11 protein-coding genes are annotated in these 13,032 nt (G+C 68.4%); 8 read left to right on the forward strand and 3 right to left on the reverse strand.

Annotation, left to right across the window (positions count from 1 at the left end; genetic code table 11):
• Positions 1 to 320 precede the first annotated feature (320 nt).
• From R2J76_RS04975 to ribD, 6 genes are all read left to right on the forward strand, one after another.
• On the forward strand, positions 321 to 1,205 hold the full coding sequence (locus R2J76_RS04975) for a LysR substrate-binding domain-containing protein (RefSeq protein WP_316414702.1): 885 nt from the start codon (positions 321 to 323) through the stop codon (positions 1,203 to 1,205).
• 205 nt (positions 1,206 to 1,410) lie between these two features.
• The gene (locus tag R2J76_RS04980; RefSeq protein WP_316414703.1) at positions 1,411 to 2,889 is read left to right on the forward strand and encodes a non-oxidative hydroxyarylic acid decarboxylases subunit C; all 1,479 of its coding nucleotides are present in this window, start codon (positions 1,411 to 1,413) and stop codon (positions 2,887 to 2,889) included.
• A 36-nt stretch (positions 2,890 to 2,925) separates the two neighbouring features.
• Positions 2,926 to 3,150: a non-oxidative hydroxyarylic acid decarboxylases subunit D gene (locus R2J76_RS04985; protein WP_316414704.1), complete on the forward strand. Its 225-nt coding sequence runs from the start codon at positions 2,926 to 2,928 to the stop codon at positions 3,148 to 3,150.
• A 74-nt stretch (positions 3,151 to 3,224) separates the two neighbouring features.
• Positions 3,225 to 4,427, forward strand: a complete 1,203-nt coding sequence (locus R2J76_RS04990; protein ID WP_316414705.1) for a bifunctional 3,4-dihydroxy-2-butanone-4-phosphate synthase/GTP cyclohydrolase II — start codon at positions 3,225 to 3,227, stop codon at positions 4,425 to 4,427.
• A gap of 35 nt (positions 4,428 to 4,462) precedes the next feature.
• Positions 4,463 to 5,713, forward strand: coding sequence for a porin (locus R2J76_RS04995; RefSeq protein ID WP_316414706.1), 1,251 nt, complete (start codon positions 4,463 to 4,465; stop codon positions 5,711 to 5,713).
• Entirely contained in the window at positions 5,713 to 6,825 is a 1,113-nt protein-coding gene (ribD, locus tag R2J76_RS05000) for a bifunctional diaminohydroxyphosphoribosylaminopyrimidine deaminase/5-amino-6-(5-phosphoribosylamino)uracil reductase RibD (protein ID WP_316414707.1), read from the forward strand. Before R2J76_RS04995 ends, ribD begins: the two co-directional genes overlap by 1 nt.
• On the opposite strand, the gene R2J76_RS05005 is transcribed toward ribD, so the two are convergent.
• Entirely contained in the window at positions 6,784 to 8,571 is a 1,788-nt protein-coding gene (locus tag R2J76_RS05005; RefSeq protein WP_316414708.1) for a CocE/NonD family hydrolase, read from the reverse strand. The two genes, ribD and R2J76_RS05005, sit on opposite strands and share 42 nt — an antisense overlap.
• A gap of 13 nt (positions 8,572 to 8,584) precedes the next feature.
• Positions 8,585 to 9,460 carry a hypothetical protein gene (locus tag R2J76_RS05010; RefSeq protein ID WP_316414709.1) on the reverse strand — a complete coding sequence of 292 codons (876 nt, stop codon included), beginning with the start codon at positions 9,458 to 9,460 and terminating at the stop codon, positions 8,585 to 8,587.
• A gap of 125 nt (positions 9,461 to 9,585) precedes the next feature.
• Between R2J76_RS05010 and murC the strand changes: the two genes are divergently transcribed.
• A complete protein-coding gene (gene murC, locus R2J76_RS05015) occupies positions 9,586 to 10,953 on the forward strand; it encodes a UDP-N-acetylmuramate--L-alanine ligase (RefSeq protein WP_316414710.1) in 1,368 nt (455 codons plus the stop codon).
• Positions 10,954 to 11,006: 53 nt separating this feature from the next.
• Here the strand turns inward: murC and R2J76_RS05020 are convergent, their stop codons facing one another.
• Positions 11,007 to 11,258 carry a hypothetical protein gene (locus R2J76_RS05020; RefSeq protein WP_316414711.1) on the reverse strand — a complete coding sequence of 84 codons (252 nt, stop codon included), beginning with the start codon at positions 11,256 to 11,258 and terminating at the stop codon, positions 11,007 to 11,009.
• Positions 11,259 to 11,602: 344 nt separating this feature from the next.
• On the opposite strand from R2J76_RS05020, the gene R2J76_RS05025 reads away from it, so the two are divergent.
• Complete coding sequence (locus tag R2J76_RS05025) at positions 11,603 to 13,021, forward strand: YfcC family protein (protein WP_316414712.1); 1,419 nt, start codon at positions 11,603 to 11,605, stop codon at positions 13,019 to 13,021.
• Positions 13,022 to 13,032: the final 11 nt, after the last annotated feature.

The raw sequence follows: 13,032 nt of genomic DNA on the forward strand, positions 1-13,032 counted from the left end.
GGTGGAGCATGGAATTGCCGCCGGCGCGGAGGGGGCGCGCGGCGCACATCACACGATCAGCAAGGGTCCTGACTTTGGTTCCGGGCCGTGCCGCAGGGGCACGGGCCAGCATCGCGGAGAGGAAGCACATCCTCCCGGGTTTCCGGGTATGTAAGGCACGATGGGCGCAGGCCGCCTGGTCGTCCAATAGGAATTTGATGGTTGATTGATACAAAAAACCGATCATGCTCCTTTTCCCCTGGGAAACCAGGACCATGGCCTAAGATAAAAGATTCAGAACCCCAGCCTCGGGATGAATCGAACATCCATCACGGTGAGTCATGGAACTCAGACAGCTGAAGTACTTCGTCGCCACCGCGGAAGAGCTTCATTTCCGAAAGGCGGCCGAACGGGTCCACGTGGCCCAGCCCGCCCTGAGCCAGGCCATTCACCAGCTGGAGGAGGAGATCGGGACGCTGCTCTTCGAACGCACCAACCGCAAGGTGATCCTCACGCCTGCGGGCAGGGTGTTCTACGCGCGGGCCAAGGTGATGGCGGACAACGCGTGCATGGCGGTGCGCGAGGCCCGCGGCGTGGGCCGGGGCGACGCGGGCACCATCGCCATCGGGTTCATCAGCACCGCGGCCCTGAAGGTGCTCCCCGCCGCGCTCCGCCATTTCAAGGACGTGATTCCCACCGCCCAGGTGGAACTGTGCGAACTGGGGCCCGGCGAGCAGATGGATGAACTGGCCCGGGGCCACCTGGACATCGGCCTCACGATCTCCGAAGTGCTGGACGAGGGCTACCGGGTGCTGGAGATCTGCCGGGAACCGCTCATCGCGGCCCTGCCGGATACGCCCGCCTTCGCCGCCCTGGAACGCGTGGATCTCAGGGCCGTGTCCGGCGAGACCGTGATCACGCCGCTGCGGCACCCCCGCCGCGGCTACTACGAGACGGTGGCGGACGCGTACCGCAGGGCCGGCGTGAAGCCCGCGAACATCCAGTGCGTGCGCATGATCCAGACGGGCCTCATGCTGGTGCAGGCCGGCCTGGGCGTGTCCCTCATCCCGGAGTCCTTCACCCAGATCCAGCTCAAGGGCGTCATCTACCGCCCCCTGGTGGATCCCGCGCCGGAGATCGCGGTCAGCGCCGTGTGGCGCCAGGACAACGAGACGCCGCTCCTGCAGAAGTTCATCTCGGAATTCATCGAGGTCTTTCCGCGCTGAACGCGCCGCGGCGCCGTTGATCGTAATTGGTGATCAATCGGTCCGCAAATATGTATTGGACGCTCCGGCACCCCGGGCCAATTCTTGTCCTGCATCCATGAACAGCAGGGCTGAGTTCCCAGGAGGGCCCCCGGAGATCCAGGGGGGACGTTCGTCGAAAAACGGATCGACTCGCAAACCAATAGCCAGAAATGGAGAACCTTCAATGTCTGAAGCCGGTGTGAAAGATATCCAGGTCCCGTCGGGCAAGACGGGCACCACCAAGGCCTACCACGACCTCCGCAGCTTCCTCGCCACCCTCGAAGCCGAAGGGCAGCTGGTCCGCGTCAAGAACGAAGTGGACCCCGAGGAGATCGGCGCCGCCGGGCGCGCCTCGGCCAACCTCAAGAACGGTCCCGCCGTCTTCTTCGAGAAGGTCAAGGGCTACAAGAACCCCGTGGTGACCAACGTCCACGGCAGCTGGGCCAACCACGCCCTCATGATGGGCATGGACAAGGACACGCCCGTCAAGGAGCAGTTCCTCGAACTCTCCCGCCGCTGGGATCTCTATCCCGTGGCCCCCAAGCGCGTGCCCACCGCCCCGGTGAACGAGAACACCGTCACCGAGAACATCAACATCTTCGACATCATCTCGCTGTACCGCATCAACACCTACGACTCCGGGTGCTTCCTCTCCAAGGCCTGCATCGTCTCCGCCGACCCCGAGGATCCCACCAGCTACGGCAAGACCAACCTCGGCACCTACCGCATGCAGGTCAAGGGCAAGGACAAGCTGGGCATCCAGGCCCTGCCGTTCCATGACATCGGCCTCCAGCTGAGCAAGGCCGAGGCCCTGAACCAGCCCGTGCCCATCGCCATCTGCCTGGGCTGCGACCCCATCACCACCTTCATGGCCTCCACCCCCATCCGGTACGACCAGTCCGAGTACGACTACGTCGGCGCCCTGAACAACGGCGTGCCCATGGAGATCACCAAGTCCGCCACCCTGGGCCTGGAGATCCCCGCCGGCTGCGAGATCTGCATCGAGGGCTACATCGAGCCCCGCCTGCGCGAGTGCGAAGGCCCCTTCGGCGAGTTCCCCGGCTCCTACTCCGGCGCCCGGCTCCAGGCCGTGGTGCGCATCACCGCCATCTCCCACCGGAACAATCCCGTCTTCGAGAACCTCTACCTGGGCATCCCCTGGTCCGAGATCGACTACCTCATGGCCCTGAACACGTCCGTGCCCCTCTACAAGATGCTCAAGGACACGTTCCCCGAGGTGCAGGCCGTCAACGCGATGTACACCCACGGCATCGGCGTCATCGTCTCCACCAAGGTCCGCTTCGGCGGCTTCGGCAAGGCCGTGGCCATGCGCCTCCTGACCACGCCCCACGGCATGGCCTACAACAAGATCATCATCGTCGTGGACGAGTTCGTCGATCCGTTCAACCTCGAGCAGGTGATGTGGGCCATGACCACCCGCGTCGACCCCGACAAGGACGTGAGCGTCATCAAGAACTGCCCCGGCATGCCCCTGGACCCCTCCTCCAACCCTCCGGGCATGCACAACAAGCTCATCATCGACGCCACCACGCCCAAGGCCCCGGAGATCGTCTCCCGCGAGACCGAGCTCCTCACGCCCCCCGCCGGCACCGAGAAGTGGGAGGAGATCATCTCCCAGCTCGTCAAGGCCGCCCGCAAGTAGCCCCCACCCGAAACCCCGAATCGAAAGGAAACGATCATGATCTGCCCGCGCTGCGATACCGACAAGGTCGAAGTCATGGCGACGTCGCCCGTCGGCCACGTCTGGGAGCTGTACCTGTGCAAGACCTGCACCTACTCCTGGCGCTCCACCGAGACCCCCAACAAGACCGATCCCAAGCTCTATAACCACAAGTTCAAGATCAAGCCCGAGACCATCCCCAGCATGCTGGTGATCCCCCCGGTGCCGCCCCTCAAGGCGTAGGTTCCCATGACCGTCGCGGGCGGGGAGGCCTTCCGGCCCCCTGCCCGCGGCGGCCCCGCATAAGGCCAAGACCCATGACTCTCTCGCGCATCGAGGACGCCCTCGCCGATATCCGCAACGGAAAGATGGTCATCCTCGTGGATGACGAGGACCGCGAGAACGAGGGCGACCTCACCATCGCGGCCGAGCACGTCACGCCGGAGGCCATCAATTTCATGGCCCGCCACGGCCGGGGCCTGGTGTGCCTGAGCCTGACCCGGACCAAGGCCGAATCCCTGGGTCTGGCCCCCATGGTCAGCGACAATTCCTCGCCCTTCCAGACGGCCTTCACGATCTCCATCGAGGCCCGGGAGGGCGTCACCACGGGCATCTCCGCCTTCGACCGCGCCACCACGATCCTCACGGCCGTGGACCCCGCGGCGACGGCTGAGGACCTCGTGCACCCCGGCCACGTGTTCCCCCTCATCGCCCGGGACGGCGGCGTGCTGGTGCGCACGGGGCAGACGGAAGGCTCCGTGGACCTGGCCCGCCTGGCCGGGCTGGCCCCCGCGGGGGTCATCTGCGAGATCATGAAGGACGACGGCACCATGGCGCGCATGCCGGACCTGGAGGTCTTCGCCGCCGAGCACGGCCTGCGGATCATCTCGGTCAAGGACCTCATCGCCTACCGCCTCCACAACGAGCGCAACATCACCCGCCTGGGCGAGACCGCCATGCCCCTCAAGGTGGGCACGTTCCGGGCCGTCGCCTACCACGACGGCGTCACAGGCGAGACCCACATCGCCCTCGTGAAGGGGCGCATCGACCCGGCCCAGCCGGTGCTGGTGCGGGTCCACAGCGAGTGCCTCACCGGCGACGCCTTCGGCTCCATGCGATGCGACTGCGGCGAGCAGCTCCAGTCGGCGCTGCGGCTCATCGAGGCGGAGGGCACGGGGATCCTGCTGTACATGCGCCAGGAGGGCCGGGGCATCGGCCTGGGCAACAAGATCCAGGCCTACGAGCTCCAGGACCGGGGCTTCGACACCGTCGAGGCCAACGAGAAGCTCGGATTCAAGGCCGACCTGCGGGACTACGGGGTCGGCGCCCAGATCCTCCGGGACCTGGGGGTGGTGGACCTGCGGCTCCTCACCAACAACCCCAAGAAGATCGTCGGGCTCGAAGGCTACGGCCTCCGGGTGGTTGAGCGCGTGCCCATCGAGGTGGAGTCCCGCACCAGCAACATCCGGTACCTGCGCACCAAGAAGCGAAAGATGGGGCACCTCCTGAACATGGTGTAGCCCCGATCCATCCGATCCCATTCGAGAGGAAACCCATGAACCATCGAACCGCGTTCCGCGTGGCAGGCGCCCTGGCCTTCCCCGTGCTGCTTTCGGCCCAGGCCAGCCCCGTGCAGATCTACGGCACGCTCCTGCCCTTCCTGGACAACGTCCAGACCTCGGGCGCCACCGCTCCCGGGCTCTCCCCCGCCACGGGCGGCGCGAGCCTGGTGCCGGCCTCCGCCTACACGGGCATCAACCTTCCCAGCCGCAACCGCATCACCTCGGGCACCTCGAACCTGGGCTTCCGGGGCTCCTTCGCCATCACATCCGAGCTGAAGGTCGTGTTCCAGATCGAGAGCGCCGTGAGCCCCGACGGGGACGCCCCCAACACGCTGGCCGGGCGCAACAGCCGCCTGGGCCTGGAAGGCTCCTGGGGCACCGTCTTCTACGGCAACTGGGACACCCCCTACAAGTTCCCCCTCCTGGCCGTGGGCCCCCTGCGCGGCCTGAGCCCCTTCGACAACGCCCTCACCACCAGCCCCGGCTTCAACGTGCCCGGCACCACCACCCAGTCCGGGCGCGTCAACGGCAAGGCCGACGCTGCCTTCAACCGCAGGCAGGGCAACAGCGTCCAGTACTGGAGCCCCGACATGGGCGGCCTCAGCGTGCGCGTCGCCTATTCCGTCAACGAGGGGCGGACGGTGGCCTCCGCCACGGCCCCGTCCATCAGCCCCGATATCCTCTCCGGTCTGGTGTCCTACCGGAACGGACCCCTGACCCTGAGCCTCGGGTACGAGCGCCACAACGACTACTTCGGCCTTTCGCAGCTGGGAGGCGCGGCCGGCGCCACCCTCACCAACGCCTCCTCCCACGACGAGGGCCAGGAGCTGGTGGCTTCCTGGACCTTCCCCACGGGCACCAAGGTCTCGGGCATCGTGGAGAACCTCACCTACGACACGGACGACACGGTCGTGGGCAACGTCAACCAGTACAAGCGCTTCGCCTGGTACACCCTGGTCCAGCAGCGCTTCGGGCCCCACCAGGTCTTCGCGTCCTTCGGGCAGGCCTCCAACGGAAGCTGCACCCGGGTGGGGGGCGCGCCCGCGTCCACCGACGGCCTGGCCGGCAGGCAGTTCTCCCTGGGCTACACCTACGCCCTGAGCCGGACCGCGGATCTCTTCGTGTCGTACTACGGCATGAACAACGACCGCTCCGCCTCGTACGCCGTCTTCCCCTCCCCGGGGACCGTCGCGCCCGGGGCCAGCACCAAGGGCTTCGGCATGGGCCTGCTCTACGCGTTCTGATGGAAGGGCAGGGCGACCTGATCTGGAGCGCCGCCACCGGCGGACCCTGGCCTGATCCGGGCCTAGCCGGGGGCGACGCCCGTTTCATGGCCCTGGCGCTCCGGGCGGCCACGGCCGGGGTGGGGCTGTCCAGCCCGAATCCTCCGGTGGGATGCGTGCTGGAGCGGGACGGGCGGGTCCTCGGCACGGGGGTCCACCTCCAGGCCGGGGGCCCCCACGCCGAGGTGCTGGCCCTGGCCGACGCCCTGGACCGGGGCGAGTCGCCGGCCGGGGCCACCGCCTACGTGACCCTGGAGCCCTGCTGCCACCAGGGGCGCACGCCCCCATGCACCGCGGCCCTGCTCAGGGCCGGGGTGGCCCGGGTGGTGGTGGGCGTGCGGGACCCCAATCCCCGGGTGGCCGGGGGCGGCATCGCCGCCCTCAGGGGCCGGGGGGTCGCGGTGACCGAGGGCGTCCTGGGCGGGGCCTGCGCGGCCTTCCACGCCCCCTTCTTCAAGTTCATGACCCGGGGCCTGCCCTGGGTGACCTTCCTCCTGGCGCCGCGGGAGCCGGGGCCCGCGTCCCGGCGCATCGGCCTCGCCCTGCGCCGGTGCGCCGACGCCGTCGTCATCGGCCGCAGGACGGCGGAGGTGCACGACCCCGATCTCCAGGACGGGTGGCCCGCCCCCGCTCCGCCCCACCGCGTCCTCCGGCGCGTGGTGCTGGATCCCGAAGCCCGCCTGGACCCCTTCCGCCGGGCGTGGCGCCCCCTGGAGGGCCAGCCCTCCCTGCGGGCCACCCTGGAGGTGGCCCAGGTCCTCCGCGGGGTGGAGGACCTCCGCCCAGGCCCAGGCCCCGGCGGACTCTGCCTCGACGCCCTCCTGCGGGGCCTGGCGGCCCGGGGCGCGGGGCGGGTGCTCTTCGAGGGGGGCGAGGAACTGGCGCGCACCCTCATGGCCCAGGGCCTGGTGGACGAATTCCACCGCTTCCGTCCCCCCGGCCCTCTGGAACCCCCCTACCGGGACCCGCTGCTGCGCTGGGCGGGGAGGCCCCGGCTGAGGGTGGCGATCCCCGGGGGAAACTGGGAGATCCTAGGGCAGTACCCCCAGCTCCAGGCGGGACGGGTGTCCTGAGCCGTACAGCACCTCCTGGTCCGCCTTCCGGAAATCCTCGGGACGGGCTTTGTAGATGTCGGTGAACACCTGGGGATTGCGGTCCATGAGGGGGAACCAGGAGCTCTGCACCTGCACCATCAGGCGGTGCCCCTTGAGGAAGGTGTGGCACACGTCGTTGAGGGCGAAGGCCACCCGCGTGGGCTGGCCGGGGACGAAGGGCTCGGGGCGTTCGAAGCTGTTCCGGAACTTGCCCCGCATCACTTCGCCGCGGAGCAGCTGCTGGCGGCCATCGGGCTGCACGTCGATGACCTTGACCACCCAGTCGGAATCCGTTCCGGTGGTGGTGACCCAGAGCTCCGCCCGCACGGGGCCGGCCACGGGGAGATCCTTGTCCAGGGGGCCCGTGCTGAAGGTGGCCACGTCGGGGCGGCCGTCCACGAAGCGCTGGTCGGCGGTCATGTACTCCCGGGGCATGCCGATGTCCACGCCGTCCCAGAACGGCACGGGGCGGGCGGGGTCGCTGACGTAGGCGGCTGCGCCATCGGGGCCGGGATCCCGGAAGCCCAGGCGGGCCTTGGCCTGGAAATAGAGGTTCACGGGCCGGGCCTCGGGGGGCGGCCAGCTCGCGAAGCGCCGCCACCGGTTGGAGCCCGTCTGGAAGACGTAGGCCCCGGGCAGGGCGGGGTCGGGGGCGCCCTTGAGGTGGTGCATGAAGAAGGGGAATTCCACGCGGGTCTGGTAGAACTCCGAGGTGGCCGAGCCGAAGTCCATGGCCCCCAGGCTGCGGCCGGAGCTGCGGCCCCAGCCGCCGTGGAACCAGGGCCCCATCACCAGGCGGTGGTCGGTGCCGGGGCTCTGGCGGTCCAGGGCCCGGTGCACCTGCAGGGCGCCGTAGAGGTTCTCGGCGTCGAACCAGCCCCCCACGGTGAGCACCGCCGGGCGCACGTCCCTGAGGTGGGGCCGCAGATCCCGGGCCTTCCAGAAGGCGTCGTAGGTGCCGTGGGCCATCACGTCGTTCCAGAAGGGGATGCCCCCCTTGAAGTGGAGCGCGTTGGCGTTGGAGAGGGGCCCCAGGGCCAGGAAGAAGGCGTAGCCGTCCCGGGTGCCGTGCTGGAAGGGCTCGGGACGGTGCTCGGTGGGGTGCGGACGGGGGCGGCCGAAGTCGGCGATGAAATTGAAGAGGTGGGGCAGCCAGAGCGCGCCGTTGCGGTGGAAGTCGTCCCCCATGAACCAGTCCGCGATGGGTGCCTGCGGCGACACGGCCTTCATGGCGGGGTGGGCGCCGGGAAGGGCGGCGGCGGCGTAGAAGGCCGGGTAGCTGATGCCCCACTGGCCCACCCTGCCGTTGGAGGGGACGTTCTTCAGGAGCCAGTCCACGGTGTCGCGGGTGTCGGTGGCCTCGTCCACCCCGGGCCCCCCGTCCAGGGAGGGGGTCAGGTCCACGAAGGTGCCTTCGCTGTGCATGCGCCCGCGCACGTCCTGGTAGACGAAGATGAATCCCTCCCGGGCGAAGAGTTCCGAGGGCCCCAGGGTGTCCGGAAAGGCCTCCGCGCCGTAGGGACCGGCTCCGTAGGGCGTGCGCTCCATGAGGACGGGAAGGGCGCCCTTGGCCGCGCGGGGCGTGTAGATCGCGGTGAAGAGCCGCACCCCGTCCCGCATGCGCACCATGGCTTCGCGCTTGACATAGTGGTCCCGGATCCAGGGCGTGCCCTGGCCGTGGGCCTGGATGGCCGCCAGGGCCAGGGCCGGGAGCCAGGGCCTCATGCCCCGCAGTTCCTCATGGGGCGGGGGTCTTGGAGGCGCCGGCGCCGGCGGGATCGTCCTCCTTCACCTCGACCTTGGCCTGGGCCCAGATGCCCATCACCGCAGGCAGCGCGGGCGCCGTGGTCTCCTTCGGGTTCCAGGTGCGGTCCACGGTGAGGGTGAAGGGGTTCTCCCGGGTGCCCATCCAGCCGGGGTCGTCCACGATGACGTAGACCGTGTTGGCCAGGTCCGCGGGGTTCGTGTAGGAGACCTCGGGGTTGCCCGTGGGGATGAGGTTCTGGAGCATGCCTTCGCGCAGCTGGCCCCAGCGGTCCACCATGGCCAGGCGGAACCACCCCTCGTTGCCGTGGTGGAGCCGCACATGGATCTTCTGCTTCGCCGGGACCACGAAGGCGTAGGCCCTCCAGCCCGCCGGGAAGTAGGAGAAGCCCTGGAACTCCGCCGCGTCGCCGCCCGGAGTCACGGGAATGAAGCCCCTGCGGGCCATGAGCCGGATCTCCTGGAAGAGGTCCCGGGTCTTCCAGTACGAGCTCTCCGGCCAGAGCCGGCACCTGGGCAGGGGACGGGGGGCCACGATCAGGTTGGAGGAGGGCGCGAACAGGGTCCTGGGGCGGTCGACGCGGGCCATGCCGGGGGGAGGGGGCGGCGGTTCGACGCGGATGTGGCGGGTGCCGTGGTGGGCTCCGCCTTCCCCCCGCATGGCGCCGGGCGGCAGGGCCCGGGGCGAATCCTGCGAGGCCGGCAGGGAGCGGAGCGGCGACGGGGTGGGCGCGGAGCTGGGTTCCTGGGTGCGCCTTTCCGGGCCGGGCCCGGATTTCTGGGCGGACAGGGCCGTCCCGGCCAGGGCCAGGGCGATAACGGCGAGTGCGGGGCGGGATGCGTTTCGCATGGCATGCTCCCGGGCGGGGAATCGGGGGTGGGTCGGTTCCGGTTCCGGGTTAAAAGATCCGCGGTTGGGTGCCATGGTTTACGTCCCTTGAAGGTATTCTGGAATATATCCGCAGGGAGTCGAAGGTGTTCGGGAAAATCCAGCATATCCATTTCGTGGGCATCGGCGGCATCGGGATGTCGGGCATCGCCGAGGTGCTCGTGAACCTGGGCTACCAGGTGAGCGGTTCGGACCTCCGGGAAAGCGCGGTGACCCAGCGCCTTTCCTCCCTGGGGGTCCAGGTGGCCCTGGGACACGATGCGAAATGCATCGAAGGGGCCCAGGTTGTGGTGATTTCCAGCGCCGTGAAGGGGGACAACCCCGAGGTGGTGGCCGCCCGGGCGGCCAAGATCCCCGTGATCCCCCGGGGGGAGATGCTGGCCGAACTCATGCGCATGAAGTACGGCATCGCCATCGCCGGTTCCCACGGCAAGACCACCACCACCAGCATGGTGGCCCAGGTGCTCAGCCAGGGCGGCATCGACCCCACCATCGTCATCGGCGGCAAGCTGGGGGCCATCGGCAGCAACGCCAAGCTGGGCAAGGGCCCCTTCCTGGTGGCCGAGGCCGACGAATCCGACGGCAGCTTCCTGCTCCTGTCCCCCACCATCGGGGTCATCACCAACGTGGACCGGGAGCACCTGGACCACTACCGGGACCTGGGCGAGATCATGGACGCCTTCGCCCAGTTCGGGAACAAGGTGCCCTTCTACGGGTCGGTCTTCGTGTGCATGGACGATCCCAACGTGGCCATGCTGAGGCCCCGCCTCAAGCGCCAGGTGCGCACCTACGGCACCAACCCCCAGGTGGACATCCGGGCCCTGGATATCCGCATGGAGGGCTGGCGCGCCCTCTTCCGGGTGCGGGCCTTCGGGGAGGACCTGGGCGAATTCTCCATCGGCGTCCCCGGGCACCACATGGTCCTCAACGCCCTGGCCACCATCGGCGTGGCCCTGGAACTGGGGGTGGAGCGGGACGTCATCCGCGCCAGCCTCGCCAGCTTCACGGGCGCGGACCGGCGCTTCCAGAAGAAGGGGGAGCGCAAGGGGGTGACGGTGATCGACGACTACGGCCACCACCCCACCGAGATCGCCGCGACCCTGGCCGCGGCCCGCAAGGGATTCCCGGACAAGCGCATCGTCGTGGCCTTCCAGCCCCACCGCTACTCCCGCACCCAGGCCCTCCTGGAGGAGTTCGGCCGGGCCTTCTTCGACGCGGACGTGGTGCTGGTCACCGACATCTACGCCGCCAGCGAACCGCCGATCCCCGGCCTCACGGGGCGTTCGGTGGTGGACGCCATCCTGGCCCACGGCCAGCGGAACGCGGCCTACGTGCCCCGGGTGGAGGACCTGGCCGCGACCCTGGACGGGCTCACGGAAGCCGGCGACCTGGTGGTCACCATGGGGGCCGGGACGATCACCACCGCGGGTCCCGCCTACCTGGCCCTGCCCTGAAAAGGAGCGGCCCGCTTTTCAGCGGGCCGCTCTCCCTTCTTGTGGGTGGATGCCTAGCCCTTGTAGTCCTTGAGCCACTTGACGTCCACTTCGGCGGCCTTCCTGGAGGCCTTCTGGGCCATGAGCCACTTGCCCATGGCGGTCAGTTCGCCGCCCTTCTTGGGGGCGCCCACGTGGCAGGAGGCGCAGTTCTTGACGGAGTCGATGCCCGCAGCCTTGGCCGCCGCCACGAAGGGCATCTTGGCCTGGGAGGGGACGGCCACGGCCAGGACCGCGGCGGCGAGGAAGAGGGTGGATTTGCGCATGGTGCCTCCGTTGGGAATGTCGCCCCCCGTGCGGGCCGGGGTGGACCGGGTGAACAGGATAGATGCTTTTTCGAGGTCCGCATCCTGATATCAGGTTATCAAGATCAATGCCAATCCAGGGATGAATTCCGGAGTGGATTGTCCTAAAATAATTATTTCCATTTAAAATTTTTGATGAAAAAAATATTCCATCCCGCAAAATGGAATCCATTCCCCCTTCCGCCTTTGCGATTCGTCCGCCCCTCTGCCTCATTCACGTTGCGGGTCCGGTTCGGAGTTCCTTCCAGGGGCTGGGTCCGGGGCCGGGATTTCGGAAAATCAATGGGGAAACCTTGGGAGGTCGCATGCACGGCGGACTGCTTCAGTCGCTGAAGAAGATGAAGATGCCCCACACCCTCGTGGTGGTGGAAGGGCTGGTGCTGCTGGTGCTGGTGCTCTCCTGGCTGATCCCCTCGGGGGAGTTCACGCGCATCGCCGTGAACGGCCGCATGGTGCCGGATCCCGCCACGTACCACGTGCTGGCGCCCAAGATCTACGTGAGCGCCTCCATGCTGCTGCTGGCGCCCATCCGGGGCTTCCTGGACGGGGGGCTCCTGATCGCCTTCCTCCTGGTCATCGGCGGGGCCTTCAATGTCCTCAACGAGACCGGGGCGGTGGAGTTCGGCATCAAGAAGCTCACCAAGGCCATTTCGGTGCGCCCCACCCTGGAGTTCCTGCTGATCCCGGTGCTCATGGTGGTCTTCTCCCTGGCCGGGAGCATCTTCGGCATGGCGGAGGAGCTGATCCCCTTCGTCATCATCTTCATCCCCCTGGCCCGGAGCCTCGGCTACGACTCCATCGTGGGGGTGTGCATCCCCTTCCTGGGCGCGGCGGCGGGGTTCGCGGCGGCCTTCTTCAATCCCTTCACCGTGGGCGTGGCCCAGAAGCTGGCGGGGCTGCCGGTGAACTCGGGCCTGGGCTACCGGGTCTTCAGCTGGTTCATCGGCACCGCCGTGGTCACGGCCTACGTCATGGTCTACGCCCGCCGCATCAAGAAGGACCCCACCCGGAGCCCCGTGTACGAGCTGGACAAGGCCCGGGGCCCCGTGGACCGCAACCCCGAGGCCGTGGAAGCCTGGACCTTCCGCCACCTTCTGGTGCTCCTGATCTTCGCGGGTTCGCTCGTGCTCCTGGTCTACGGCATCATGGCCCGGAACTGGGACATGGACGCCATGGCCGCCATGTTCCTGGGCATGGGCATCGTGCTGGGCCTGGCCTCGGGCATGGGCGGGAGCCGCATCGCCCAGTCCTTCGTGGCCGGCGCCAAGGACATGGTGGGGGTGGTCTTCATCGTGGCCTGCGCCCGGGCCCTCCTGGTCATCGCCCAGGACGCGCGGATCCTGGACACCATGCTCTTCCACAGCAAGAACCTCATGTCCGTGCTGCCCCGGCCCGTCATCCCCCAGACCATGTTCCTCATCCAGGCCGTCATCAACTTCTTCATTCACTCCGGCACCGCCCAGGCCGCGCTGACCATGCCCATCATGGCCCCCCTGGCGGACCTGGTGGGGATCACGCGCCAGACCGCGGTGTTCGCCTTCCAGCTCTGCGAGTTCGTGAACCCCATCCTGCCCACTTCCGCGGTCACCATGGGCGTCCTGGGCGCCGCCAAGATACCCTGGGAGAAGTGGGCGGGCTGGTTCCTCCCGCTCCTGGGCATCGTCCTGGTGATGGGATTCCTCCTGCTCGTACCTCCGGTCCTGTTCCACTGGGGCCCCTTCTGAAGGGCCGATCC

This window comes from Mesoterricola silvestris (assembly GCF_030295405.1).
Classification (GTDB): domain Bacteria; phylum Acidobacteriota; class Holophagae; order Holophagales; family Holophagaceae; genus Mesoterricola; species Mesoterricola silvestris.

What these genes read in the sequence shown, in the direction of transcription:
- R2J76_RS05005 (WP_316414708.1), bottom strand. Translation starts at nt 8,571, where the DNA reads ATGAGGCCCTGGCTCCCGGCCCTGGCCCTGGCGGCCATCCAGGCCCAC.
- ribD (WP_316414707.1), top strand. Translation starts at nt 5,713, where the DNA reads ATGGAAGGGCAGGGCGACCTGATCTGGAGCGCCGCCACCGGCGGACCC.
- R2J76_RS05020 (WP_316414711.1), bottom strand. Translation starts at nt 11,258, where the DNA reads ATGCGCAAATCCACCCTCTTCCTCGCCGCCGCGGTCCTGGCCGTGGCC.
- R2J76_RS04975 (WP_316414702.1), top strand. Translation starts at nt 321, where the DNA reads ATGGAACTCAGACAGCTGAAGTACTTCGTCGCCACCGCGGAAGAGCTT.
- R2J76_RS04995 (WP_316414706.1), top strand. Translation starts at nt 4,463, where the DNA reads ATGAACCATCGAACCGCGTTCCGCGTGGCAGGCGCCCTGGCCTTCCCC.
- R2J76_RS04980 (WP_316414703.1), top strand. Translation starts at nt 1,411, where the DNA reads ATGTCTGAAGCCGGTGTGAAAGATATCCAGGTCCCGTCGGGCAAGACG.
- R2J76_RS05025 (WP_316414712.1), top strand. Translation starts at nt 11,603, where the DNA reads ATGCACGGCGGACTGCTTCAGTCGCTGAAGAAGATGAAGATGCCCCAC.
- R2J76_RS04990 (WP_316414705.1), top strand. Translation starts at nt 3,225, where the DNA reads ATGACTCTCTCGCGCATCGAGGACGCCCTCGCCGATATCCGCAACGGA.
- R2J76_RS05010 (WP_316414709.1), bottom strand. Translation starts at nt 9,460, where the DNA reads ATGCGAAACGCATCCCGCCCCGCACTCGCCGTTATCGCCCTGGCCCTG.
- R2J76_RS04985 (WP_316414704.1), top strand. Translation starts at nt 2,926, where the DNA reads ATGATCTGCCCGCGCTGCGATACCGACAAGGTCGAAGTCATGGCGACG.